The 24,199-nt window shown below is 59.7% G+C and carries 22 protein-coding genes; 15 read left to right on the forward strand and 7 right to left on the reverse strand.

Annotated elements, in window-relative coordinates; genetic code table 11:
• Nucleotides 1-69: 69 nt before the first annotated feature.
• On the forward strand, nt 70-969 hold the full coding sequence (locus K5E40_RS09075; protein WP_221730424.1) for a hydroxymethylglutaryl-CoA lyase: 900 nt from the start codon (nt 70-72) through the stop codon (nt 967-969).
• Between the two features lie 664 nt (nt 970-1,633).
• On the opposite strand, the gene K5E40_RS09080 is transcribed toward K5E40_RS09075, so the two are convergent.
• Nucleotides 1,634-3,331, reverse strand: coding sequence for an AMP-binding protein (locus tag K5E40_RS09080; RefSeq protein WP_221730425.1), 1,698 nt, complete (start codon nt 3,329-3,331; stop codon nt 1,634-1,636).
• A gap of 300 nt (nt 3,332-3,631) precedes the next feature.
• On the opposite strand from K5E40_RS09080, the gene K5E40_RS09085 reads away from it, so the two are divergent.
• From K5E40_RS09085 to K5E40_RS09100, 4 genes are all read left to right on the forward strand, one after another.
• Nucleotides 3,632-4,795: an isovaleryl-CoA dehydrogenase gene (locus tag K5E40_RS09085; RefSeq protein ID WP_221730426.1), complete on the forward strand. Its 1,164-nt coding sequence runs from the start codon at nt 3,632-3,634 to the stop codon at nt 4,793-4,795.
• A gap of 12 nt (nt 4,796-4,807) precedes the next feature.
• Nucleotides 4,808-6,415 (forward strand): carboxyl transferase domain-containing protein, encoded by a 1,608-nt coding sequence (locus K5E40_RS09090; protein ID WP_221730427.1) that lies wholly within the window; start codon nt 4,808-4,810, stop codon nt 6,413-6,415.
• A gap of 116 nt (nt 6,416-6,531) precedes the next feature.
• On the forward strand, nt 6,532-7,347 hold the full coding sequence (locus K5E40_RS09095; RefSeq protein WP_221730428.1) for a gamma-carboxygeranoyl-CoA hydratase: 816 nt from the start codon (nt 6,532-6,534) through the stop codon (nt 7,345-7,347).
• Complete coding sequence (locus K5E40_RS09100; protein WP_221730429.1) at nt 7,347-9,296, forward strand: acetyl/propionyl/methylcrotonyl-CoA carboxylase subunit alpha; 1,950 nt, start codon at nt 7,347-7,349, stop codon at nt 9,294-9,296. The genes K5E40_RS09095 and K5E40_RS09100 overlap by 1 nt, the downstream gene beginning before the upstream one ends.
• A gap of 39 nt (nt 9,297-9,335) precedes the next feature.
• Here K5E40_RS09100 and K5E40_RS09105 read toward each other — a convergent pair whose 3' ends face one another.
• Nucleotides 9,336-9,992 carry a LexA family transcriptional regulator gene (locus K5E40_RS09105; protein ID WP_221730430.1) on the reverse strand — a complete coding sequence of 219 codons (657 nt, stop codon included), beginning with the start codon at nt 9,990-9,992 and terminating at the stop codon, nt 9,336-9,338.
• A gap of 130 nt (nt 9,993-10,122) precedes the next feature.
• Here K5E40_RS09105 and K5E40_RS09110 point away from each other — a divergent pair, with 130 nt between their 5' ends.
• Nucleotides 10,123-10,461, forward strand: coding sequence for a DUF6124 family protein (locus K5E40_RS09110; protein ID WP_221730431.1), 339 nt, complete (start codon nt 10,123-10,125; stop codon nt 10,459-10,461).
• A gap of 218 nt (nt 10,462-10,679) precedes the next feature.
• On the opposite strand, the gene K5E40_RS09115 is transcribed toward K5E40_RS09110, so the two are convergent.
• Entirely contained in the window at nt 10,680-10,844 is a 165-nt protein-coding gene (locus K5E40_RS09115; RefSeq protein WP_221730432.1) for a hypothetical protein, read from the reverse strand.
• A 97-nt stretch (nt 10,845-10,941) separates the two neighbouring features.
• On the opposite strand from K5E40_RS09115, the gene K5E40_RS09120 reads away from it, so the two are divergent.
• Nucleotides 10,942-12,111, forward strand: coding sequence for a M14-type cytosolic carboxypeptidase (locus K5E40_RS09120; protein ID WP_221730433.1), 1,170 nt, complete (start codon nt 10,942-10,944; stop codon nt 12,109-12,111).
• A 63-nt stretch (nt 12,112-12,174) separates the two neighbouring features.
• Here the strand turns inward: K5E40_RS09120 and K5E40_RS09125 are convergent, their stop codons facing one another.
• On the reverse strand, nt 12,175-12,720 hold the full coding sequence (locus K5E40_RS09125) for a cytochrome b (protein ID WP_221730434.1): 546 nt from the start codon (nt 12,718-12,720) through the stop codon (nt 12,175-12,177).
• Nucleotides 12,717-13,811, reverse strand: a complete 1,095-nt coding sequence (locus K5E40_RS09130) for a catalase family peroxidase (RefSeq protein WP_221730435.1) — start codon at nt 13,809-13,811, stop codon at nt 12,717-12,719. Before K5E40_RS09130 ends, K5E40_RS09125 begins: the two co-directional genes overlap by 4 nt.
• Nucleotides 13,812-13,968: 157 nt before the next feature.
• Here K5E40_RS09130 and K5E40_RS09135 point away from each other — a divergent pair, with 157 nt between their 5' ends.
• The 4 genes from K5E40_RS09135 to K5E40_RS09150 all read left to right on the forward strand — a co-directional run bounded on the left by K5E40_RS09135 (nt 13,969) and on the right by K5E40_RS09150 (nt 17,964).
• Nucleotides 13,969-14,475 (forward strand): sigma-70 family RNA polymerase sigma factor, encoded by a 507-nt coding sequence (locus K5E40_RS09135; protein WP_221730436.1) that lies wholly within the window; start codon nt 13,969-13,971, stop codon nt 14,473-14,475.
• A complete protein-coding gene (locus K5E40_RS09140) occupies nt 14,472-15,227 on the forward strand; it encodes an anti-sigma factor (protein ID WP_221730437.1) in 756 nt (251 codons plus the stop codon). Before K5E40_RS09135 ends, K5E40_RS09140 begins: the two co-directional genes overlap by 4 nt.
• A 176-nt stretch (nt 15,228-15,403) precedes the next feature.
• Nucleotides 15,404-16,534 (forward strand): cell division protein ZapE, encoded by a 1,131-nt coding sequence (zapE, locus tag K5E40_RS09145; RefSeq protein ID WP_221730438.1) that lies wholly within the window; start codon nt 15,404-15,406, stop codon nt 16,532-16,534.
• Nucleotides 16,535-16,650: 116 nt separating this feature from the next.
• Complete coding sequence (locus K5E40_RS09150; protein WP_221730439.1) at nt 16,651-17,964, forward strand: protein kinase; 1,314 nt, start codon at nt 16,651-16,653, stop codon at nt 17,962-17,964.
• Between the two features lie 58 nt (nt 17,965-18,022).
• On the opposite strand, the gene K5E40_RS09155 is transcribed toward K5E40_RS09150, so the two are convergent.
• Complete coding sequence (locus K5E40_RS09155) at nt 18,023-18,727, reverse strand: YebC/PmpR family DNA-binding transcriptional regulator (protein ID WP_123529345.1); 705 nt, start codon at nt 18,725-18,727, stop codon at nt 18,023-18,025.
• Between the two features lie 221 nt (nt 18,728-18,948).
• On the opposite strand from K5E40_RS09155, the gene K5E40_RS09160 reads away from it, so the two are divergent.
• Nucleotides 18,949-20,346, forward strand: a complete 1,398-nt coding sequence (locus K5E40_RS09160; protein WP_221730440.1) for a type VI secretion system Vgr family protein — start codon at nt 18,949-18,951, stop codon at nt 20,344-20,346.
• 65 nt (nt 20,347-20,411) lie between these two features.
• Here K5E40_RS09160 and K5E40_RS09165 read toward each other — a convergent pair whose 3' ends face one another.
• Nucleotides 20,412-21,272 carry a LysR substrate-binding domain-containing protein gene (locus tag K5E40_RS09165; protein WP_221730441.1) on the reverse strand — a complete coding sequence of 287 codons (861 nt, stop codon included), beginning with the start codon at nt 21,270-21,272 and terminating at the stop codon, nt 20,412-20,414.
• Nucleotides 21,273-21,384: 112 nt separating this feature from the next.
• Between K5E40_RS09165 and K5E40_RS09170 the strand changes: the two genes are divergently transcribed.
• The 3 genes from K5E40_RS09170 (at nt 21,385) to K5E40_RS09180 (ending at nt 24,196) form a co-directional block, all read left to right on the forward strand.
• Nucleotides 21,385-22,494 (forward strand): 2-aminoethylphosphonate--pyruvate transaminase, encoded by a 1,110-nt coding sequence (locus K5E40_RS09170; protein ID WP_221730442.1) that lies wholly within the window; start codon nt 21,385-21,387, stop codon nt 22,492-22,494.
• Between the two features lie 137 nt (nt 22,495-22,631).
• On the forward strand, nt 22,632-23,459 hold the full coding sequence (phnX, locus tag K5E40_RS09175) for a phosphonoacetaldehyde hydrolase (RefSeq protein ID WP_221730443.1): 828 nt from the start codon (nt 22,632-22,634) through the stop codon (nt 23,457-23,459).
• A 188-nt stretch (nt 23,460-23,647) separates the two neighbouring features.
• Nucleotides 23,648-24,196: a cytochrome b gene (locus tag K5E40_RS09180; RefSeq protein ID WP_221730444.1), complete on the forward strand. Its 549-nt coding sequence runs from the start codon at nt 23,648-23,650 to the stop codon at nt 24,194-24,196.
• Nucleotides 24,197-24,199 lie beyond the last annotated feature (3 nt).

Consider the following 24,199-nt stretch of genomic DNA (forward strand, 5'->3'; position numbering starts at 1 on the left):
TGCGCATTCGCGAGCAAGCCCGCTCCCACAAGGGGGGTCACCTCGAATTCAAAAGAACAGGTCAACGCCATGTCCCTCCCCTCCCAAGTACGCCTGATCGAAGTCGGCCCGCGCGATGGCCTGCAGAACGAAGCCCAGCCCATCAGCGTCGCTGACAAAGTGCAATTGGTCGATGCTCTGAGCGCCGCAGGTCTGGGCTATATAGAAGTCGGCAGTTTCGTCTCGCCCAAATGGGTCCCGCAGATGGCCGGCTCCGCCGAAGTCTTCGCGCAGATCCAGCGCAAACCCGGCGTGACCTACGGCGCACTGGCGCCGAACCTGCGCGGCTTCGAAGACGCTATCGCGGCCGGGGTCAAGGAAGTCGCGGTGTTCGCCGCCGCGTCGGAAGCGTTCTCGCAGCGCAACATCAATTGCTCGATCAGCGAAAGCCTGGCGCGGTTTGCACCCATCATGGATGCGGCGAAACAACACGGCGTTACCGTGCGCGGTTACGTTTCCTGCGTGCTCGGCTGCCCCTATGAAGGCACGGTCGCGCCAGAGCAAGTGGCCATGGTTGCGCGGGAGTTGTACGCCATGGGCTGCTATGAAGTATCGCTTGGCGACACCATCGGCACTGGCACGGCAGGCGCGACCCGGCGTCTGTTCGACGTGGTGTCGGCACAGGTGCCACGGGACAAACTCGCCGGGCATTTCCACGACACTTACGGCCAGGCCATGGCCAACATTTATGCCAGTCTGCTCGAAGGCATTGCGGTGTTCGACAGCTCTATCGCCGGACTCGGCGGCTGCCCTTACGCCAAAGGCGCGAGCGGTAACGTGGCGACCGAAGACGTGGTGTACCTGCTCAACGGCCTGGGGATCGAAACCGGTATCGACCTGGACGCCTTGATTGACGCGGGCCAACAGATCAGCGCGGTGCTCGGTCGCCCAAGCGGTTCGCGTGTGGCCAAGGCACGTAGCGCACAGTGATGAAGGACTGTGTTACCGCGGTGTCGCCGATGTGGGCTTAAACGAGTAACACGGAAACAAATTGTCTGGCTTTGGCAGAACGAAAAAACCCTGAAAAATATTAAGCTATTGATTTATAAGGCATTTTAAAAGTTGGCACGCGTTCTGCTATCTCTATGGCATAACAAGAATAAAAAGCGGCAAACCAATAAAAATAAGACGTACCGACTCTGACATAACAAAAACAACACGGCAGAGACGCAGCTAACAGATTTTTTTGGAGAAGGTGTGCTTTTCAGGGTGCTCTCAGGAGTGACCCGCAACCGGGCAGAGAACAATAAAACTACCTTCAGGTAGCTCCCGAATCGGTTGGATCGTTTAACGAGAAAGCAGATCAGCGCTCAAAAAAATACGTTTGCTCTTGACCCCGGATGGGGGTCGCCAAAAAAGCGGTAGAAGGCCACGGTTGCTAAAAACAACAATAGACCGAGCCTCAATAATAAAAAGAGCACGCGACGACAAAATTAAAGGGGAGCCTCGGCTCCCCTTTGTGCTTTCTGCGATTTGTATTTTCACCGCGTCCCTTGTGGGAGCGGGCTTGCTCGCGAATGCATCAGGTCAGTCAACATCTTTGGTGGATGACACTGCGCATTCGCGAGCAAGCCCGCTCCCACAGGGGTAGTGGTTACCGCTCGATGCTTTTCAACTCCTCGATACTGATCTCACGCATCCTGAATTTCTGGACCTTGCCCGTCACCGTCATCGGAAACTCTTCGACGAACTTGAAGTGCCGCGGCGTCTTGAAGTGCGCGATGCGTTCCTTGCACCAGGTTTGCAGTTCCAGCTGCGAAGCACTGTGGCCGGGGTGAAACTTGATCCAGGCGACGATCTCTTCCCCGTAACGCGAACAGGGAATGCCGATTACCTGCACGTCCGCCACTGCTGGATGCGTGAAGAAGAATTCTTCCAGCTCGCGCGGATAAACGTTTTCGCCACCACGGATGATCATGTCCTTGTTACGCCCGGCGATGTTCACGTAACCCTCGTCATTCATGCTCGCCAGGTCACCTGTGTGCATCCAGCCCGCGTCATCAATAGCCTCGGCCGTGGCTTGCGGGTTGCTCCAGTAACCGAGCATTACGCTGTAACCGCGAGTGCAGAGTTCGCCGATGGTGCCGCGAGGTACGAGGTTGCCAGCCTCATCGATGATCTTGCTTTCCAGTTGCGGCTGGGTGCGGCCGACGGTGGTCACGCGCAGTTCCAGTTCGTCACTTGGACCGGTTTGCAGCGACACCGGGCTGGTCTCGGTCATGCCATAAGCGATTTGCACTTCGCTCATGTGCATCTCGTTGATCACCCGACGCATGATTTCAATCGGACACGTGGCGCCGGCCATGATCCCGGTGCGCAGGCTCGACAGGTCGAACTCGGCGCGCCGTGGTTGATCGAGCATGGCGATAAACATGGTTGGCACGCCGTACAGACCGGTGGCTTTCTCTTCAGCGACGGTTTGCAGGGTCAATAGCGGATCAAAGGCGTCGCTGGGGTAAATCATCGTACTGGCGTGGGTGATGCAACCGAGGTTGCCCATGACCATGCCGAAACAGTGGTACAGCGGCACGGGGATCACCAGCCGATCAAGCGGCGTCAGGCCGATGCTTTCGCCGACCATGTAACCGTTATTGAGGATGTTGTAGTGACTGAGGGTCGCACCCTTGGGAAAACCGGTGGTGCCGGAGGTGTACTGGATGTTGATGGGTTGATCGAAGTGCAAGCTGTTGCTGCGGTCGCGTAATTGCTCTGGGGGGACACTGGCTGCCAGATCGGCCAGTTGCGACCACGGCAGAAAACCTGAAGGCGGTTGTTTGTCGAGACTGATCACTGCGCGCAAATCCGGCAGGCGCTCGCTGCGCAACTGACCGATGGATTGCTCGGCCAGTTCCGGCACCAGCCCCTGCAACATGGCGTGGTAGTTGGAGGACTTGAACGACCCGGCGCAGACCAGCCATTGGCAGCCAGATTGTTTCAATACGTATTCAAGTTCGGAGCTGCGGTAGGCCGGGTTTATGTTGACCAGGATCACGCCGATTTTTGCCGTGGCGATTTGCGTGATGCACCACTGCGCGCCATTCGGCGCCCAGATACCGAGGCGGTCACCGACCTGCAACCCCAATGCGAGCAAGGCTCTGGCATGCAAATCCACGGCATCCGCCAGTTGCCGCCAGGAATAGCGCAACGACTGATGACGCACCACCAGCGCCTCGCCGTTCGGGTATTGCGCGACAGTCTGGTCGAACTTCTGCCCGATGGTCATCGCCAGCAAGGCTTTGTCCTGGGAACCGCGGGTGTAGCTGCGCTGCGGGTTTGCACTGGGTTGATCCATGACGACCCCTATTATCTTTATTAGTGGGTTTACCGGAGTTCTATTTTTGGTGGGAGGGGGGCTTGCTCGCGAAGGCGGCGTGTCATTCAACCAATATGGCGACTGAACCACCGCCTTCGCGAGCAAGCCCCCTCCCACAAAAGACAATCCGTTTTCGATCTTGAACTGCTCCTACTCTCGCTCAAGTTGACGTTAACGTAAAGGGTGATTGACAGTCATTCATCGCAGGCTTACGTTAACGTAAAGGTGAGAGCCGAGCGACCGCCCTCCCCACCCTACAAAAAAGCCAAAAGGTGACCCATGAGCTACCCATCCCTGAACTTCGCCCTCGGTGAAACCATCGACATGCTGCGCGATCAGGTTCAGTCCTTTGTCGCTAAAGAAATCGCCCCGCGCGCGGCGCAGATCGACAGCGACAACCTGTTCCCCGCCGACATGTGGCGAAAATTCGGTGACATGGGCCTGCTCGGCATTACCGTGCCGGAAGAGTACGGTGGCGCTGGCCTGGGTTATCTGGCGCACGTGGTCGCGATGGAAGAAATCAGCCGAGGCTCGGCCTCGGTGGCGCTGTCCTACGGTGCCCACTCCAACCTCTGCGTCAACCAGATCAACCGCAACGGCAACCACGAACAGAAAAGCAAATACCTGCCGAAGCTGATCAGCGGCGAGCATGTCGGCGCCCTCGCGATGAGCGAACCGAACGCCGGTTCCGACGTGGTCTCGATGAAATTGCGCGCCGATAAACGTGGCGACCGCTTCGTCCTCAACGGCAGCAAAACCTGGATCACCAACGGTCCTGACGCCGATACCTACGTGATCTACGCCAAGACCGATCTGGAAAAAGGCCCTCACGGCATCACCGCCTTCATTGTTGAACGCGACTGGAAAGGCTTCAGCCGCAGCAACAAGTTCGACAAGCTCGGCATGCGCGGCTCAAACACCTGCGAGCTGTTTTTCGATGACGTCGAAGTGCCGGAAGAAAACATCCTCGGCGTGCTCAACGGCGGCGTGAAAGTGCTGATGAGCGGCCTCGATTACGAACGCGTCGTGCTGTCCGGCGGCCCGACCGGGATCATGCAGTCGTGCATGGACCTGATCGTGCCGTACATCCACGACCGCAAACAATTCGGCCAGAGCATCGGCGAATTCCAGCTGATTCAGGGCAAGGTCGCCGACATGTACACCCAACTGAACGCCAGCCGTGCCTACCTCTATGCGGTGGCTCAGGCTTGCGAACGCGGCGAAACCACGCGCAAGGACGCCGCCGGCGTGATCCTTTACACCGCCGAACGCGCCACACAAATGGCTCTCGACGCGATCCAGATTCTTGGCGGCAACGGTTACATCAACGAATTCCCGGCTGGCCGCCTGCTGCGTGACGCCAAGCTGTACGAAATCGGTGCAGGCACCAGTGAGATCCGTCGCATGCTGATCGGTCGCGAACTGTTCAACGAAACCCGCTAAACGGAGCTGACCATGGCTACCCTGCACACTCAGCTCAATCCCCGTTCAGCGGAATTCGCCGCCAACAGCGCAGCGATGCTCAAACAGGTTGACGCCCTGCACACCCTCCTCGCCCAAGTGGCACAAGGTGGCGGCGCGAAAGCCCAGGAACGCCACACCTCGCGCGGTAAATTGCTGCCGCGCGAGCGTATCAATCGCTTGCTCGATCCGGGTTCGCCGTTTCTGGAAATCAGCCCACTCGCGGCTTACGCCGTTTATGGTGAGGACGTGCCAGCCGCCGGGGTGATTGCCGGGATCGGCCGCGTGGAAGGCGTCGAATGCATGATCGTCGCCAACGATGCGACCGTAAAAGGTGGCTCGTACTACCCGCTGACGGTGAAGAAACACCTGCGTGCACAAACCATCGCCCAGCAAAACCGGCTGCCGTGCATTTACCTGGTGGACTCGGGCGGCGCCAACCTGCCGCGTCAGGACGAGGTGTTCCCGGATCGCGAGCACTTTGGGCGGATTTTCTTCAACCAGGCCAACATGAGCGCGATGGGCATTGCGCAGATCGCCGTGGTCATGGGGTCGTGCACGGCGGGCGGCGCGTATGTGCCGGCGATGGCCGATGAAGCGATCATGGTGCGCAATCAAGCGACGATTTTTCTCGCAGGCCCGCCGCTGGTGAAAGCCGCGACCGGTGAAGTGGTCAGCGCCGAGGAGCTGGGCGGTGCCGATGTGCACTGCAAGATTTCCGGGGTCGCCGACCATTACGCCGAGAGCGACGAACACGCCCTCGCCCTCGCCCGCCGCAGCGTCGCCAACCTCAACTGGCGCAAACTCGGCGAAGTGCAGCAGCGCACACCGATTGCTCCGCTGTACGCCAGCGACGAGTTGTATGGCGTGGTTTCGGCGGACGCCAAGCAACCGTTCGATGTGCGCGAAGTGATTGCGCGGTTGGTCGACGGTTCAGTGTTCGATGAATTCAAGGCGCTGTTCGGCACCACGCTGGTGTGCGGTTTCGCGCATCTGCACGGGTATCCGATCGCGATTCTCGCCAACAACGGCATCCTCTTCGCCGAAGCCGCCCAAAAAGGCGCGCACTTCATCGAACTGGCCTGCCAGCGCGGCATTCCACTGCTGTTTTTACAAAACATCACGGGCTTCATGGTCGGTCAGAAATACGAAGCGGGCGGCATCGCCAAGCACGGCGCAAAACTGGTCACCGCCGTGGCTTGCGCCAAGGTGCCGAAATTCACCGTGATCATCGGCGGCAGCTTCGGCGCCGGTAACTACGGCATGTGCGGCCGGGCCTACGATCCGCGCTTCCTGTGGATGTGGCCGAATGCGCGAATTGGCGTGATGGGCGCCGAACAGGCAGCAGGCGTGTTGGTGCAGGTCAAGCGCGAGCAGGCCGAACGCAGCGGCCAAGCGTTCAGCGCCGAGCAGGAAGCCGAGATCAAGCAACCGATCCTCGACCAGTACGAAGAACAGGGCCACCCCTACTATTCCAGCGCACGCCTGTGGGACGACGGCGTCATTGACCCCGCACAGACCCGCGATGTGCTGGCCCTGGCCTTGTCCGCGTCACTGAACGCGCCTATCGAACCGAGCCGCTTTGGCGTGTTCCGGATGTGATTTTTTGTGGGAGCGGGCTTGCTCGCGAAGACGGCGGCACATCCACTATGGATGTACCTCAATAGACGCCTTCGCAAGCAAGCCCTCTCCCACAAGGACCGTGGAGACGGACGAATATGAGCGATTTCAACACCCTCGAACTGCACAGTGACCCACGGGGTTTCGCGACGCTGTGGCTCAACCGCGCAGAAAAGAACAACGCCTTCAATGCCGAGATGATCCGCGAACTGATCCTGGCCCTCGACAAAGTTGCCAGCGATGCCAGCCTGCGCTTCCTGCTGCTGCGCGGCCGTGGCCGGCACTTCAGCGCCGGCGCCGATCTGGCCTGGATGCAGCAATCGGCGGAACTCGACTACCACACCAACCTGGACGACGCCCGCGAGTTGGCGGAGCTGATGTACAACCTCGCCAAACTGAAAATCCCGACGCTGGCCGTGGTGCAAGGCGCGGCGTTCGGTGGCGCATTGGGCCTGATCAGTTGCTGCGACATGGCCATCGGCGCCGATGATGCGCAGTTCTGCCTGTCGGAGGTACGCATCGGTCTGGCGCCCGCAGTGATCAGTCCGTTCGTGGTGCAAGCCATCGGTCAACGCGCAGCACGTCGTTATGCCCTGACTGCCGAGCGTTTTGGCGGCCAGCGAGCGCGAGAACTCGGTTTATTGTCCGAGAGCTATCCGGCCGTTGAGTTGGAGCAACAGGTTGAGCAATGGATCGACAACCTGCTGCTCAACAGCCCCGCTGCGCTGCGCGCCAGTAAAGATCTGCTGCGCGAAGTCGGCAACGGTGCGCTGACCCCGGCCCTGCGCCGCTACACCGAAAACGCCATCGCGCGCATCCGCGTCAGCCCCGAAGGCCAGGAAGGCTTGCGTGCCTTCCTGCAAAAACGTCCGCCGAACTGGCAAGCCGCAACCACCACCAAGGAGCCGCGTTGATGAGCGCACCTGTTCTCACCACCCTGCTGGTGGCCAACCGTGGCGAAATCGCTTGCCGGGTCATGCGCACCGCCAAAGCCTTGGGCCTGACCACCGTCGCTGTGCACAGCGCTACCGACCGTGAAGCGCGGCACAGCCGAGAAGCGGATATCCGTGTTGATCTCGGTGGTAGCAAAGCGGCTGACAGTTATCTGCAAATCGACAAACTGATCGCGGCGGCCAAGGCCAGCGGCGCTCAAGCGATTCATCCGGGTTATGGTTTTCTTTCCGAAAACGCCGGTTTCGCTCGCGCTATCGAAGCGGCAGGCCTGATATTTCTAGGTCCACCGGCTTCGGCCATCGACGCCATGGGCAGCAAATCAGCCGCCAAAGCGCTCATGGAAACCGCCGGTGTGCCGCTGGTGCCGGGTTATCACGGCGAAGCACAGGATATCGACACCTTCCGTGACGCCTGCGAACGCATCGGTTACCCGGTGTTGCTCAAGGCCACGGCCGGTGGCGGCGGCAAAGGCATGAAAGTGGTTGAGGACGTCAGTCAACTGGCCGAAGCCCTCGCCTCCGCTCAGCGTGAGGCACAGTCGTCATTCGGCGACTCGCGGATGCTGGTGGAGAAATACCTGCTCAAACCGCGTCATGTGGAAATCCAGGTGTTTGCCGATCAGCACGGCCATTGCCTGTACCTCAATGAGCGTGACTGTTCGATTCAGCGCCGTCACCAGAAAGTGGTCGAAGAGGCCCCGGCACCGGGCCTGTCGCCGACACTGCGCAAGGCCATGGGTGAAGCGGCGGTGCGTTCGGCACAGGCCATCGGCTATGTCGGCGCGGGGACGGTGGAGTTTTTGCTCGACGCACGCGGCGAATTCTTCTTCATGGAGATGAACACCCGGCTGCAGGTTGAGCACCCGGTGACCGAGGCGATTACCGGTCTCGATCTGGTGGCCTGGCAGATCCGCGTTGCCCGTGGTGAAACGCTGCCGATCACGCAGGATCAAGTGCCGCTTAATGGCCATGCGATTGAGGTTAGGTTGTATGCCGAAGACCCTGCGAATGAGTTCTTGCCGGCGACCGGGCGCCTGGCGCTGTATCGCGAATCGATTGAAGGTCCAGGGCGCCGGGTTGATAGCGGCGTTGAAGAAGGTGATGAAATTTCGCCGTTCTATGACCCGATGCTCGGCAAGTTGATTGCCTGGGGCGAGGATCGTGAACAGGCGCGCCTGCGTTTGTTGAGCATGCTCGACGAATTCGCCATTGGCGGATTGAAGACCAACATCAACTTCTTGCGACGCATCATCGCTCACCCGGCGTTTGCGGCAGCAGAACTGGATACCGGGTTTATTCCGAGTTATCAGGAGCAACTACTGCCGGCACCGGGCGAGTTGAGCGATGCGTTCTGGGATGCAGCGGCGCAGGCGTTCGCGCAGAGTCTGCCGAGTGTTTTGCGGGCGGACGATCCTTCTTCGCCGTGGTCGCTTAACAGCGGCTTGCGCGCCGGCCTGCCAAAGGAAATCACCCTGCACTTGAGCTGTGAGGGCCAGGATCGAGCGCTGACGCTGAGTTCAGGTGGCAACGCCACACTCTCGGGCGAGGCACTGGTGGTTGAGCAAGACGGCGTACGTCGCACGTTGCGCGCTATTCGTCAGGGAGATTCGCTGTATCTGCGTTGGGATGGCGAGTTGCGGCGTATCGAGGCGTACGACCCGATCAGCGCGGTCGAAGCCAGTCACACTCATCAGGGCGGCCTGACTGCGCCAATGAACGGCAGCATCGTACGGGTATTGGTCGAGGCCGGGCAGAAGGTCGAGGCCGGTGCGCAACTGGTGGTGCTGGAAGCCATGAAGATGGAACACAGCATCCGCGCGCCACATGCCGGGGTGATCAAAGCGCTGTATTGCCAGGAAGGCGAAATGGTCGGCGAAGGCAGCGCTTTGGTTGAACTGGAAGAAGCGTGAATGAAGGATCGATCCTGCACCTGGCGAGGATCGATCTGACTAGAAACGCGCCGTTGCCTGAACCACGACGCCGATGATTCGACATTCATCGGTAAACAGGGCTTTCGGCCAAGTCGGATTGAGCGGCACCAGGTAACGCTGGCCGCCCTCTTCGTCGAGCTTGCGAAAAATCGCTTCATCGCTGTCCGTCCACTGGGCAATCACCAGTTTACCGGGCGCTGCCTCCACCTCTGGATCCACCAGAATGAGCATGCCTTCGGCAATGCTCTGACCGCTGGGAGCGGTCATCGAATTGCCCACCACCGTCAGCCAGAACGCCGCGCCACGGGCATGATAATCCGTGAGTGCGAATCGCTGGCGGGCTGATGCCGGGACGTAGACGGGTTCGTTCTCGCGCACCTCGCAGGGTGTCTTCCAGTCGCTGACCGGGTAACGAAAGTACGGGTTGTACTTCTGCGCCAGCGGCATCTCGTCATCCGGCGTCACCTGCGGCTCACGAATCACCAGCACCACTTCAAGGAAATCCATGCCGAGCGCTTGCAGCACGCGGTTCATTTCCGTGATACCGGGTTCGCGACGTTTGTTCAGCCAATGACCGATGCCCCCCTGGGACATGCCGACACGCTCTCCGAGCTCTGTTTGAGTGATTTTGAGCTCACTCATCTTGGCCTTGACCAACTCAATCCATTTATCCATGTGCGGCACCTTACTCGGACACCTCCGGCCAACAAAACACATATTGTAGTATTTAAATTATGGTCACAAATACACTTCGTACTATCCTGAAGGCACGGATTTTCAATCGAACAAGGAGCGGCCTCTCATCATGAATATCAGCAGCAAAGACTTGCCCGATCTGCAAATGGACACCACGTTTACTTCGCCGCAAGGCAACGCCGCGGCGCAGCGAGCCTTGGATTACTACTTGAAACCAGCTGTGTCAGAACCCGAGGTCGATGAGCGTTTTTTCGATGTCAAACGGCATCTCAGTGGCGAAGAAGCCTTGGTGCATGCCTCTGATCTCTTGCGCTGCGCGGCCGCCACTGCTTTCAAGGCAGCGGAAAACCTGCAAGGCGCGAATCGCGACCTGGCCTTTTCAGTGGTGCACATGGTGGATATGGCGCGGGCGATGGTCGACCACTCGCTCGATGGCGATGAAGTCTGAGGAACGGGGGCCAGTGGCGCGGGAAAGAATTTTCCAATCACGCCAATAAAAACATTTGACTTGCAAATGATAATGATTATTATTGCAAGCAACTGGTCGCGAGATCAGTCGATGGACCAGAGACCTTAGGTCGGTCTTCTGGACTATCTCCTCATCAGGCTAATCACGGTTTTTGACCCGGCTTTTTGCCGGGTCTTTTTTTTACCCGTTTTTCGGGCTTATGGCTTCAGGCTAATGAAGTCTTTAAGTGCTGCAAATTCGATGACGCGGATAGTATCAAAAGAGTATTGCTTGGCAAACGAAGCCCGAGCACATTGGGGCAAACTAATAGCAATTAGCGCTTGAGAATCAATCGCATAGCCTCTAAGCTGCATGAGCGTCATGGAGGACGCCCCCGCCACGCCCCAGCATTTCCCCTCGGTTTCATCTCTGTCTTGCGTGTAAAGTAGCCACCATAAAAATCATATTCAGGAATCGATTATGACCGTGGCCAAATCTTCGTTCGACATCAGTGCCAACTTCGACAGCGGCAATATTCAAGTCATCGATATCAGCAATCCGCTCAATCCGGTTCTGGCCATCCGCCCGGACACCCGAAGCGCCCACTTTCAGTGGTTCCACTTCAAGGCCAGTGGTCTTCATGTCGGCCAGGAACACTGGTTTCGCCTCAACAACGCCAGCCAATCTTCGTACAACAAAGCCTGGGATGGTTATCAGGCCGTAGCCTCCTACGATCACGTCAACTGGTTCCGTGTACCCACCATTTTCGAAGGCGACTGCCTGCGTTTCTGCCTCGAAGCCACCCAGACTCACGCCTGGTTCGCCTATTTCGAACCCTACAGCCGCGGCCGCCACGACTGGTTGATCGAACAAGCGCTGACCAAGGCCGGCACCGAGTTGCTGGCGACAGGTAAAAGTGTCGAGGGCCGCGATATTCAGTTACTGCGCAAAGGCAGCGGCGCGCAAGGTCAGCGCAAAATCTGGATCATCGCCCAGCAACACCCGGGCGAGCACATGGCCGAGTGGTTCATGGAAGGGGTGATCGAACGCCTGGAAAGACACGACGATCCGGTGCTGAATAAACTGCTCGCCAGTGCCGATCTGTACCTGGTGCCAAACATGAACCCGGACGGCGCCTTCCATGGGCATCTGCGCACCAACGCCATGGGACAAGACTTGAACCGTGCCTGGCAGAGCGCCAGTCAGGAAATCAGCCCTGAAGTCCTTTTCGTGCAGCAGCAGATGGAAAAGTACGGCGTCGATCTGTTTCTCGACGTACACGGCGATGAGGAAATCCCTCATGTCTTCACCGCCGGTTGCGAAGGTAATCCGGGGTATACGCCGCGGCTGGAGAAACTCGAAGAACATTTCCGCAGCCATCTGAAACACACCACCAAAGACTTCCAGACCAAATACGGCTACACCCGTGACGAACCGGGCCAAGCCAACATGACCCTGGCGTGCAACAGCGTTGGCCAACAGTACGATTGCCTGTCACTGACCCTGGAAATGCCGTTCAAGGATCACGACGACGCGCCGAACCCGCAAACCGGCTGGTCGGGCAAACGCTCCAGCCAGCTAGGCAAAGACGTGCTGACGACCATTGCCAGCATGGTCGATACCCTGCGCGATCCACTCTCCCTCGCCTGACCAAAAGATTGGGTAGCTGCCCCTGAAAAATGGCGCATCGTCACAATGCGCCATTGCGGTCAGCTAACCGCGATTGCGACCGCGCAACATGCTGTCCAGCACTTCGTCGCGGCGCACCCAGCCATGGAACAACGCCGCCGCCAAGTGCACCAGCACCGTCAAAAACAGCAGATAAGCCAGATAACCATGGGCCCTGCGCAGCAACGCAAACAACTGCGCATCGGCCGGGACAATCGACGGCAATTGCAGCGACGCACTGAGCATCACCGGCTCGCCCGAGGCGCTGATCATCGCCCAACCGAGCAGTGGCAGTACCAGCATCAACGCATAAAGCAACACATGCGAGGCCTTCGCAGCCATCACCTGCCAGCCCGGTAGATCCTCCGGCAGCGGCGGCTGGCGTGTGGAGAAACGCACCAACAGACGCACGATCACCAGCAACAGAATCGCGATGCCCAAGGGCTTGTGCAGGTGGATCAGCCATTCATGCCGTTCGGAGACCGAGGTGACCATGCCGGCACCAATAAACAGCATCGCGATGATCATCAGCGCCATCAGCCAATGCAGCAGGCGCGCCAACAGCGCGAAATGAGTCGGTTGAGCGCTCATGGACGAGCCTCCTGTTTGGCGGCGGGCAACTGGCTGACTTCGCGGGTGCGACGCAGATAGGAATTGGCGTAACCGGCGGAACGGGCCGCGAGCAACGGGTCGTCGGAGCCTTGAATCCCGGCCGGCAACACCAGCGGGTCGTAATTGATGTCGCGGCACTCACCGCTCAGTTGCGGCTGAGTCTTTTCCAGCACCAGGGTGCCGGCGTTCACAACCTTGCGCCCTTCGGGCCAGGCCTTGCTGGCGTCGTTCACCGGGTCACCGGCGTTAGCCAACGTGATATTCAACTGAAAACGCAACGGTGCAGCGGCAAGCCGTTGCACCAGATCCCTTTCCAGAAAGTCACCGCCCTCGGGTGCGCTGTCACCCGCCGCGTCTTTAGCCAATGGCGTCATGCTCCAGCGCACAGCCTGCTTCTTCCCGCTGGCGTCCACCAGATAGAACGCATTGACGCTGTTATAGGTTTCGGTGGCGTAACTGGCCGATGGCTTCGCGGTCTTCACCCAAGTCAGAAACGGCACAGCTTCCGGGTGCGCGGCGAAGAACGCCGGCACCTTGCTTGGGTCAGGTTTGCCCGTGGCCGGATCCGGCGACTGCGCCTGCTGCAACTGATAGAACGCCTCAGGCGTGCCCACCGGGAACACCGGCATGCTGTTCATCCCGGTGCGCCACTGCTGACCATTGGCCTGGGTGAAGCGCAGCGCCAGACTGCGAATCGGCACGCTGCTGTCCGGCGCATAGGGATTACCCGCCGGCAACGCAAAACGCCCCACCACCGGGGTGCGCGGCTCGTTGAACACTTGCGCAGCCGAGAACACCCGCGCCTCGCCACTGCTCTCGAAATGCCCGATCACACACACACCTTTGGCATGATTGCGACGGAATCCGGGATGCACGCCGTTGTTTTTCTCCAGCACATCGACCAGCGCCTTTGGCGTCAGGCGTTGTGGGTCAAAGGTGCCGTGAACGTAGGCAAACGCCCCGGCCACTGCGGCGACTACCACGGCAATGCCGCCAAGACGCAGTACCAGGCTCGCGGCACTCAGTGGCGGGCGCTGCGGCCCGCCTGAGGGTGAAGTGCGATCAACCATGAATAACTCCAGGACCATCGGCCACAAGTAGGAAGAGTCAGCAAGACGCACCCCGTCTGGATTTATTCCACAGTCCGGTATTTATTTTTCCGAACGTGGAATAACCTCCAACGGCGGACGTCTCCCTAGTCCACAGCGTAGTAACCAGCAGAATTTCATGAGCGAATTCGACGAACAATTGAGAGAAATCATTCCCGGATTGCGGCGTTTCGCCGTGTCGTTGACGCGCAATAGCAGCAGCGCCGACGATCTGGTGCAGGCAAGCCTGGAGCGGGCCTTGTCGAGTTGGGGCGGCAAACGCGTCGACGGTGATCTGCGCGCCTGGCTGTTTGCGATCCTCTACCGACAGTTTCTCGATGCGCATCGCCGCGCCCGACGCTATGCGCGGATGCTCGAATTTTTCACCGGGCGCGACGATGCCGAACCTTCGGTTGAGCGCACCGTCATCGCCCAATCGACACTGCAAGCCTTTGATAGATTGCCCACCGAACAGCGCGCGCTACTGCTGATGGTCTCGGTTGAAGGCCTTTCCTACAAGGAGGTCGCCGAGATCCTTGGCGCCCCGATCGGCACCGTGATGTCGCGCCTGTCCCGCGCGCGCCAGGCCTTGCGCCAACTCAGCGATGGTGAAATCAGCAGCCCTTCTTTGCGGATACTCAAATGATCAGCCTGCCTCCCAGCGAGCATGACCTGCACGCCTACGTCGACCACCAACTCAGCGACGCCGACCGGCGTGTGCTGGACACCTGGCTGGCGAATCACCCAGACCAAGCCGCGCAGGTTCGCGCCTGGCAACGCGACGCCCAGCAATTACGTGCGGCACTGGGGGGCGCGTTGCAGCAGCCGGCCAATCCGGAGCTTGACCCGGCACTGATTCGCCAGCGCCGCAAACGTCAGTCACGTCGACACCTGGCCAGCGCCGCCGTGTTGCTGATCGCTGTCAGTGTGGGTGGTTTCAGTGGTTGGCAAGCGCGAGAAATGACCCTCGTGCGCGCCTCGGCATTACCAATGACCGACGCCTTGCAGGCCTATCGCTTGATTGCCCAGCAGGGAATGCTCCCGGCCGATTACAAGGTCGACAGTAACGGCGACATGCAGCGCTGGCTCGACCGCTATTTCACTCAGGCGAGTCGCTTGCCGGATCTCAAGGCTGCCGGGTTTGAACCGGTCAGCGGACGGTTGCTCAGCACCGACGAAGGCCCGGCGGCGATGGTGATGTATGAGGATGGAGGTGGGCACAAAGTCAGTTTTTATGTGCGACCACCGGGACCTAAAAATACCTTTCTGCCGCGTGGCAGCCGCAACGATGGGGATCTGCAGGCCGAATACTGGTCCGGGCACGGGTATAACTATGCGATGGTCAGCCCGGTTGATACGCCGGTCGCCCCACTGCTCAAGCAATCCCTGCCACTGTGAAACGCGATATAACCCTGTGGGAGCGGACGCGACCAATACAGCGGGCCCGGACGCAGATTTGTGTTCAATGGCCGCCCACTCTCGAGCGGCTGCAGTAGAAGACGCGCTCTGCGTGTGGTTACACTACGCCGCCGCGCTCCGGGGAGCCGGTTTGACGAACACGGAGTCACCACAAAGTGCCCGCCCGACCGCCAAAACGAACGCGATTGATCCAGCGCTGGCCAGTGTTACGCCGCTGGTTCGGCAAACGCCTGCCCGCCGGTGCTGGCCATGACGCCAGTGCCCAGTCGATCCGCGACTACTTCCGGCACAAGGCCCACAGCCAGGGTTACACCCTCAGCCACAGCCAGCAGCGCGTGATCGATTGTCTGGCGCAGCAGGCCAGTCTGCTGTTCGGCGCAGAATCACACACCCCGCCGAGTCTGTATCTGTACGGCGCCGTTGGACGCGGCAAGAGCTGGCTGCTGGAGGGGTTTTTTCAGGCGCTGCCGATCACGCAGAAACGGCGGCTGCATTTCCATGAGTTCTTTGCTCATCTGCATCAGGGCATGTTCCGCCATCGCGAACAGGGCGATGCCCTCGCCCTCACGCTCGATGAACTGCTGCAAGACTGCCGGGTGCTGTGTTTCGACGAGTTTCATGTGCATGACATCGGCGACGCGATGCTGATCAACCGGTTGTTCAAGGCGTTGTTCCAGCGCGCGATTGTGCTGTTGGTGACCTCGAACTACCCACCTGAGGGCTTGCTGCCCAACCCGCTCTATCACGCCCGCTTCAAACCCGTCATCGAACTGATCAACTCACGCATGCAGGTCATGGAAGTCGGCGGGCCGCACGATTACCGAAGCCAGGCGCGCAACCAGGCGCATCAATTGTTCACGCAAGGTCACTATGTGTGGCCGGCCACGCCAGCTCAGCGCCACATCCTGAACCTGCCACCGCACGATGCTCCAGCTCTCGCCCTAGCGGTCGGCACCCGGCAATTGCAGGCACGGTTGTGCGAGAGTCAGCGGGTCGGTTTTACCTTCAGTGATCTGTGCGAACAGCCGACGGCGGTGATGGATTATCTGGAGCTTTGTCGGCGTTTCGACCACTGGGTCATTGATGATCTGCCGGCACTGGCTGAATGCTCGATCGCCGCGCAACAGCGTTTCATCAATCTGATCGACGTGCTCTACGATCAGGACAAATGCTTGACCCTGCTCGGTCAACTGCCGCTGTTTGAGAGTCTGGGCGGCAATGCCATTGACCTGGCCCGCACGCGGAGCCGGTTGGGGCAGTTGCAGGAAGTCCGCCCCATTACCTGACAAGCCGAGTTCCCCTGCGAAAGCGCGATCGCAGTGCAGCGGAAGAATTCGACAGTGTTGAATCTGCCGTTATCATGTCGCCCATTCCTTGCGACTCCTCTATTGCGAAGACCTTTATGCATACCCTTGCTCAATTGCGCGCCGGCGAATTGTCGGGCATCACGCGGCTGGATCTGTCCTGCGGGCTGACCGAGTTCCCGCCGCAGATCTTTGATCTGGCCGACACCCTCGAGGTGCTCAACCTCAGCGGCAACGCCTTGAGCAGTCTGCCGGATGATTTGCATCGGCTGACTCGGATGCGCGTACTGTTCTGCTCCGACAATCAGTTCACCGAGCTGCCCGCCTGCCTCGGCCAATGCGCCGCGTTGACGATGATCGGTTTTAAAGCTAACCGCATCGTCGATGTGCCGGGTGCCGCCCTGCCAACGCGGCTGCGCTGGCTGATCCTGACCGACAACTGCATCGAAACCCTGCCGAGCGAACTGGGCGAACGTCCTGACCTGCAAAAACTCATGCTGGCGGGCAATCGCCTGCAATCGCTACCCGCTTCTCTGGGTAACTGCCATCGGCTGGAGCTGATCCGCATCGCCGCCAACCGCCTGAGCCAATTGCCACCCTTTCTGCTGGCGTTGCCGAGCCTGACGTGGCTGGCCTATGCCGGTAATCCACTGGAAACCGAAGCCGACGCCGCCGCCCTCCGAGCCACACCGCAGATTGACTGGTCAACGCTGCGCCTGGAGCAGCAACTGGGCGAAGGCGCTTCGGGGGTGATTTCCCGGGCGACCTGGCAGCAAGCCGAGGGCTCACTGAAGCCGGTCGCCGTGAAGTTATACAAAGGTGAAATGACCAGCGATGGCTCGCCGCTGCATGAAATGAACGCCTGCATCACGGCCGGGCTGCACCCGAATCTGATCCGGGTTGAAGGTCGTATCGATGGCCATCCCGAAGGCCAGCAAGGGCTGGTGATGCAATTGATTGATCCGAGCTTTCGCAATCTGGCGGCATTGCCGAGCCTGGCGTCCTGCTCACGGGACGTTTACGCCGAAGATTGCCGCTTCACGGCCGACGTTGCGCTAAGGATTGCCAAGGGCATCGCGTCGGCGGCCGAACATCTGCATCAACAGGGCATCACCCACGGCGACCTCTACGGGCACAACATTCTGTTGAACGACGAGGGCGATTGTTTGCTGGGAGATTTCGGCGCGGCGTCCTTCCATGCCACCACGGACAATCTGGAGACACGATCACTGCAACGCATCGAAGTGCGTGCGTTCGGGGTTTTGCTCGGGGAACTGCTCGCGCGGATCGACTCGGGGTTGAGTGATGAGCGGCGTGGGGTGCTGGAGGATTTGCAGCGGCGCTGCTGTCAGGCCGATGTGCTGGGGCGGCCGGGGTTCAGTGAAGTGATTGCGGTACTGGACAAGCAGTGACCGCAACGCGGTCAATCGCGGGCTTGCCCGCGATTGACCGCGTTACCGGTAAAACGAATCAGCCCGCCAGACCGACAAACATATCCTGTACGTCGTCATGGTTGTCGAGGCCTTCCAGGAACGCTTCAACCTCAGCCATCTGCTCATCGCTCAAACCGCTGACCGGGTTCTTCGGCTGGTAGCCAAGCTTGGCCGACAACACGGTGAAGCCTTGCTCCGGCAGGGCTTTCTGCACGGAGTCGAGGTCGGTCGGATCGGTCAGGAACAGGGTTGCGCCGTCTTCACCCGGTTCAAAATCCTGGGCACCGGCTTCGATGGCAGCCATTTCCGGATCAGCGTCCGGGGTGTCCGGCGATGCTTCGATCATGCCCACATGGTTGAAGTCCCAGGCAACGGAGCCGGAAGCGCCCAGTTGCCCCTTACGGAACGCCACACGGATTTCCGCGACGGTGCGGTTGATGTTGTCGGTCACGCACTCGACGATCAGCGGTACCTGGTGCGGCGCGAAGCCTTCATAAGTCACGCGATGGTATTGCACGGTTTCACCCAGCAGGCCCGCGCCTTTCTTGATTGCGCGATCCAGGGTTTCTTTCGGCATCGAGGCTTTCTTGGCCTGTTCGACCACCAGACGCAGGTGTGCGTTGGTGGCGGTATCGGCACCGTTGCGGGCAGCAATGGTGATTTCTTTCACCAGTTTGCCGAAGATTTTGCCCTTGGCGTTGGCTGCCGCTTCTTTGTGTTTAACCTTCCACTGTGCGCCCATTACTCACTCTCTTGATCTGTGGCGCCGAGACATCTATTGGCCGACGCGTGGCGCCAAGTTTATACGGCCTAAAGTCGGCAATCGACCAAAAAAATCCAATGTGGAATCGACTTATTCACCAGACCTTGTAGGGGGATTCTGAAAAACCCCTTTGACATAACCATTCAACGCTGGGGTTTCGTACCCTCTGAGGCCCGTATTGCCTGACAGAGCCTGTTCGAATGCTCAATGACAAGGAAAGTCCGCTCACCCTCACCCTGACCGACAGCGGGTTATGCCTGCCAGTGCTGCGTTTTCAAGGCGAGGAAGCGCTCAACCAGACCTACCGTTTCGACATCGACCTGATCGGCCTGGCACCCGCCGTGCCCCCGGGTACACTGCTGCAGCAACCGGCATTTCTGCGCCTGAACGACCATCACGGGATCCACGGCATGATCCACAGTGCCACTTGCGAACACCGTGGCACGCATCGGATTGGCTATCGACTTGTCTTGGTGCCACACCTGCAAAGACTGTCGCGAACGATTAAACGGCGCGTGTTTATACAACTGAGCGTGCCGCAAATTCTCCAGCAGTTGCTCGTTGAAAATGCCCTGCCGAGCAATAGTTATCGTATTGAAATGACCGTGGGTCAGTACCCGACGCGGCCGTTCTGCATTCAGTTCGAGGAAAGCGATCTGGCGCTGCTGCACAGGCTTTGCGAAGAGGAAGGCATTCACTATCACTTCGAACACCGGGTGGACGGTCACGTTGTCGTGTTCGCCGATGACAGCCTGAGCTTGCCGCAAGAACCCGCATTGGTGCCATTCAACGTCGACGAGCAAACAGCCTCGCCCTGCGTCAGTGCGCTGTACCAGCATCATCACGCCACGCCCATTGCGACGCTCCACGCCTTGCGCAATCGAGGGCAACAGGCTCTCGGCGAGGATGCAGCCAATCAGACTTCGCCTATCGCGCCGCAGCCCACGTTGTCGCTTGAACAACGTCATGCCGAACAACGCAGTCGCCGCCATCTGGAGCGACAACGTTGCCAGCATCGCTCAATCAATGGCCGCAGCGACTGCGTCGGTTTGCTCAGTGGGCACTTGTTGCAAGTGACAGAGCACCCGATCAGCAACTTCAACGACCAATGGCGAATCATTGCCATACGCCATCACGGGCAACACCCATCGATTCTTGACACAACCCCGACCCAGCACCGTTATTACAACGACTTCACTGCCCAGCCCTGGTCAACTGACTATCGCCCGCCCCTCAAAGAACCGCGTCCGAGCGTCGCAGGCTTTCATCTGGCGCAGATACTTGGCGCGTCGGGGCAACCCGCGCAACTCGATGAACAGGGGCGCGTCGCCGTCATTCTATGGCCTGCGCAAGACCCGAACACCACTGAAACCGACGCGCTGTGGCTGCCCATAGCCATGACCCGGGCCAACAGACGACTGGCAGCGGATGAACTGCCGTCTGCTGGCAGTGAAGTCTGGGTGAGCTTCCTCGACAGCGATCCGGACCGACCAATCCTGTGCCTCGACAGCAGACGCAGTCCGCCGCCACGCGAGACAGCGCCGATGCCTGACAGCAGCCTTTTACTGGATTGGCTACTCAACAGCACCGCGCCATGACAGTCCTCCCTGCTGGCGTTGTCGCAGCCTGCGACAATTCCTGCTGGGGGCCTGAAGCGAACCTGTCAGGCCGGCGCCAAGCCAAAAAACGCCTGAATCAAGCGCAGCTCCCGCCGCCGCTCCATGCAGCCAATCATGTGCCGGTTTCCCAGCCCTTCGCCGGCAATCGGAATGGCCACCACCCGAGGGTCATGGCTAACCTCCACCGATGACACCACACCAACTCCCAATTCTGCGGCGACCGCTTCGGTCACCGCCTCGCGGCTGTCCAGTTCCAGCAAGACCCGTGGATGAATCGACGCCTGCGCGCAAGCCTGATCAAACGTGCGCCGGGTAATCGAACCTGGCTCACGCAAGACCATGATCACCTGATCCAGCGCTTTGAGTTTCACCTCCCCGGCCCGCGCCGCCCATGGATGGCCCGCGGGCACCAGGGCGCATATCCGCGACTCGCTCAGCGCTTGCAGATGCAAGCCTTTGCGCGGTTCGACTTCGGTCATTACTGCAACGTCCGCGTGCTCAGATAACAGCGCTGCCAGCGTTTCCTGCGCATTGCCCAAGCGCAAATTCACCGTGATCCCGGGATACCTCGCCCGCAGACTCGCCAACATCGGCATGACCATGTGCGGCCCATCTGCCGCCACTTCCAGGCGCCCGGTCAGCAACTGCCGGTTGGCCTCCAGCATCGCCTGCGCTTCTTCGGCAAGGCCGAACATCGCCCGGGTGATCGCCGCGAGTTTGGTGCCCTCCTCGGTCAATTCCACGCGCCGCGCGGTACGCCGCAAGAGGGTGATCTGGTAGTGCTCCTCCAGCGCTTTGATGTGCCCGGTGACCGCCGGCTGACTGATGAACAAACGCGCGGCGGCGCGGGTGAAGCTGCCCTCCCGGGCTACGGCGTCGAACGCCCGTAGCTGAAACAGGTTCATGAATAACCCTCACTGATGGCTGGCATAACAACAAACAATTTGATTGATGCAACGGCGAATTGCAACGTATGCCCCGTAGCTTCACCCCACAGCGCTATCCAAGGACATACCAATGAGTATCGCCGAACCCATCCTGCTGACTCCCGGCCCGTTGACCACTTCGGCCCGCACCCGCCAGGCGATGATGATCGACTGGGGGTCATGGGATGACCGCTTCAACCAACTGACCGCCATCCTTTGCGAACAACTGCTGGCGATCCTCAACGGCGCCGCCACCCACCACTGTGTGACGTTGCAAGGCAGCGGGACATTTGCCGTCGAAGCGGCCATCGGCACGCTGGTACCGCGTGACGGCAAAGTGCTGGTGCTGATCAACGGTGCCTATGGCCAGCGTCTGGCGAAAATCTGCGAGGTGCTCGGCCGCTCGTTCAGCACCTTCAAAACCGCTGAAGACGAACCGACCACGGCCGCCGGCGTTGACCGCCTGCTGCGTGCCGACAACGCCATCACCCACGTCGCGCTGATCCACTGCGAAACCAGCACCGGGATTCTCAATCCGCTGCCAGAAATTGCCGACGTTATCGCGCAACACGGCAAACGCCTGATCATCGACGCCATGAGTTCCTTCGGTGCGCTGCCGGTGGATGCGCAGACAGTGCCGTTCGACGCGCTGATCGCCGCGTCCGGCAAATGCCTGGAAGGTGTGCCGGGGATGGGTTTCGTCTTTGCTCGCAAAGAGTCGCTGGCCGCTGCTGCCGGTAACTCGCACTCGCTGGCGATGGACCTGTTCGACCAGCACACCTATATGCAGAAGACCGGCCAGTGGCGCTTTACCCCGCCCACCCATGTGGTCGCGGCGCTGCACGAAGCCCTGCGGCAATACAACGAAGAAGGTGGCCTGCCGGCACGGCATGCGCGCTACGCGGCCAACTGCCAGGCGCTGATGGAAGAGATGGGCAAGCTGGGTTTACGCAGTTTTCTGCCGGCAGCGATTCAGGCACCAATCATCGCCACGTTCCATGCGCCGACCGATCCGCGTTATCAGTTCAAGGACTTCTACGAACGGGTCAAGGCCAAGGGCTACATCCTCTACCCCGGCAAACTGACCCAGGTTGAAACCTTCCGCGTCGGCTGCATCGGCCACGTCAGCCCGGACGAAATGCGCCAGGCCGTCGCAGCAGTCGGTGAAGCGTTGCGCGAGATGGAAGTCCTCGACATCTGATTCACCACAAATCCCTGTGGGTGGGGGCTTGCTCCCGAAGACGGCTGAATATTCAGCATTGATGTCGACTGACACACCGCCTTCGGGAGCAAGCCCCTCCCACAAAGAACCGCATTGCCAACTCAGGAATTTTTGCCATGAACTATGTAAATCCAAACAAGCTGCAAGCCGCCATCCTCGATTGGGCCGGCACCGTGGTCGACTTCGGTTCTTTCGCGCCGACCCAGATCTTCGTCGAAGCCTTCGCCGAGTTCGACGTTCAGGTCTCCATCGAAGAAGCCCGTGGCCCGATGGGCATGGGCAAGTGGGATCACATCCGCACTCTGTGCGATCAGCCACAGGTCGCCGAGCGTTATCGCCAAGTGTTCGGTCTCACGCCGACCGACGACGATGTCACCGCGATCTATAACCGTTTCATGCCGCTGCAGATCGAGAAGATCGCCGAACACTCGGCGCTGATCCCAGGCGCTCTGGACACCATCGCCCACCTGCGCGAGCGAGGGATCAAAATCGGCTCCTGCTCCGGTTATCCGAAGCAGGTGATGGACAAAGTCGTCGAACTGGCCGCCACCAACGGCTACGTCGCCGACCACGTCGTCGCCACTGACGAAGTGCCGAATGGCCGCCCATGGCCGGCCCAGGCACTGGCCAACGTGATTGCGCTGGGCATCGACGACGTCGGCGCTTGTGTGAAGATCGATGACACTGTGCCGGGCATTCTCGAAGGTCGGCGTGCCGGGATGTGGACGGTGGCGCTGATCTGCTCCGGTAACGCACTGGGTCTGGACTACGAGGGGTTCCGCGCACTGGGCAGCGATGAACTGGCCAGCGAGCGAAAGCGCATCCACGCACTGTTCGAAGGTTCGCGCCCGCACTACATGATCGACACCATTACGGATCTGCCCGAGGTGATTGCCGACATCAACAAGCGTCTGGCCAAGGGTGAAATGCCGCAATCGAGTTGATTCATCGCCTGCTGCAAACGAAAACGCCAGTGTCTGTCCCGACCTTGGTGTTTTTTTTGACCACTTCCTGACACAGCGCATTGAAACGCCGATCAGCAACAGGCAAATCCGCCAAAGCGGATTACAGTTAAGACATGCCGTCATACAAGAACGGTGCGTTTGCCCCCTGATCTGTGAGGAAACACCGTATGCCGTGGACCAGTTCCGAATCTCGTTACAGCACCGTCTCAGTCATGTTGCACTGGCTGATGCTGGTGTTGTTGGTGCTGGTGTACGCCAGCATGGAATTTCGCGGCATCTTCCCCAAAGGCAGCGGCGGTCGCACGCTGATCAAAGAAGCCCACTACATGCTCGGCCTGACGGTGTTCGTGCTGGTGTGGTTCCGTCTGCTGGCCCGCAGCGTCGGCCCGGCACCGAAAATCTTCCCGGCCTCGCCGCCATGGCAAACCGTGCTGGCGCGTCTGATGCACTGGGCGTTGTACCTGTTCATGATCAGCATGCCGATTCTCGGCTGGTTGATCACCAGCGCCGAGGGGCATCAAGTGATGTTCTATGGTTTTGACCTGCCGTTGCTGGTGAATGAGGACAAGGCACTCGCCAAACAGGTGGAGTACTGGCACGTACTCATCGCCACGATTGGCTACTGGTTGATCGGGCTGCATGCACTGGCGGGGATCTATCACCACTATGTGGTGCGCGATAACACGCTGGTGCGGATGATGCCCAAACGCAACTGAACC

Source organism: Pseudomonas baetica (assembly GCF_019733355.1).
Lineage (GTDB): Bacteria > Pseudomonadota > Gammaproteobacteria > Pseudomonadales > Pseudomonadaceae > Aquipseudomonas > Aquipseudomonas baetica_A.

Coding starts and splice junctions, on each gene's coding strand:
- K5E40_RS09130 (WP_221730435.1), bottom strand. CDS start 13,811: ATGGTTGATCGCACTTCACCCTCAGGCGGGCCGCAGCGCCCGCCACTG.
- phnX (WP_221730443.1), top strand. CDS start 22,632: ATGAACTATGTAAATCCAAACAAGCTGCAAGCCGCCATCCTCGATTGG.
- K5E40_RS09150 (WP_221730439.1), top strand. CDS start 16,651: ATGCATACCCTTGCTCAATTGCGCGCCGGCGAATTGTCGGGCATCACG.
- K5E40_RS09115 (WP_221730432.1), bottom strand. CDS start 10,844: ATGACGCTCATGCAGCTTAGAGGCTATGCGATTGATTCTCAAGCGCTA.
- K5E40_RS09085 (WP_221730426.1), top strand. CDS start 3,632: ATGAGCTACCCATCCCTGAACTTCGCCCTCGGTGAAACCATCGACATG.
- K5E40_RS09180 (WP_221730444.1), top strand. CDS start 23,648: ATGCCGTGGACCAGTTCCGAATCTCGTTACAGCACCGTCTCAGTCATG.
- K5E40_RS09140 (WP_221730437.1), top strand. CDS start 14,472: ATGATCAGCCTGCCTCCCAGCGAGCATGACCTGCACGCCTACGTCGAC.
- K5E40_RS09090 (WP_221730427.1), top strand. CDS start 4,808: ATGGCTACCCTGCACACTCAGCTCAATCCCCGTTCAGCGGAATTCGCC.
- K5E40_RS09135 (WP_221730436.1), top strand. CDS start 13,969: ATGAGCGAATTCGACGAACAATTGAGAGAAATCATTCCCGGATTGCGG.
- K5E40_RS09075 (WP_221730424.1), top strand. CDS start 70: ATGTCCCTCCCCTCCCAAGTACGCCTGATCGAAGTCGGCCCGCGCGAT.
- K5E40_RS09110 (WP_221730431.1), top strand. CDS start 10,123: ATGAATATCAGCAGCAAAGACTTGCCCGATCTGCAAATGGACACCACG.
- K5E40_RS09120 (WP_221730433.1), top strand. CDS start 10,942: ATGACCGTGGCCAAATCTTCGTTCGACATCAGTGCCAACTTCGACAGC.
- K5E40_RS09155 (WP_123529345.1), bottom strand. CDS start 18,727: ATGGGCGCACAGTGGAAGGTTAAACACAAAGAAGCGGCAGCCAACGCC.
- K5E40_RS09080 (WP_221730425.1), bottom strand. CDS start 3,331: ATGGATCAACCCAGTGCAAACCCGCAGCGCAGCTACACCCGCGGTTCC.
- K5E40_RS09170 (WP_221730442.1), top strand. CDS start 21,385: ATGAGTATCGCCGAACCCATCCTGCTGACTCCCGGCCCGTTGACCACT.
- K5E40_RS09125 (WP_221730434.1), bottom strand. CDS start 12,720: ATGAGCGCTCAACCGACTCATTTCGCGCTGTTGGCGCGCCTGCTGCAT.
- K5E40_RS09100 (WP_221730429.1), top strand. CDS start 7,347: ATGAGCGCACCTGTTCTCACCACCCTGCTGGTGGCCAACCGTGGCGAA.
- K5E40_RS09160 (WP_221730440.1), top strand. CDS start 18,949: ATGCTCAATGACAAGGAAAGTCCGCTCACCCTCACCCTGACCGACAGC.
- K5E40_RS09095 (WP_221730428.1), top strand. CDS start 6,532: ATGAGCGATTTCAACACCCTCGAACTGCACAGTGACCCACGGGGTTTC.
- K5E40_RS09105 (WP_221730430.1), bottom strand. CDS start 9,992: ATGGATAAATGGATTGAGTTGGTCAAGGCCAAGATGAGTGAGCTCAAA.
- K5E40_RS09165 (WP_221730441.1), bottom strand. CDS start 21,272: ATGAACCTGTTTCAGCTACGGGCGTTCGACGCCGTAGCCCGGGAGGGC.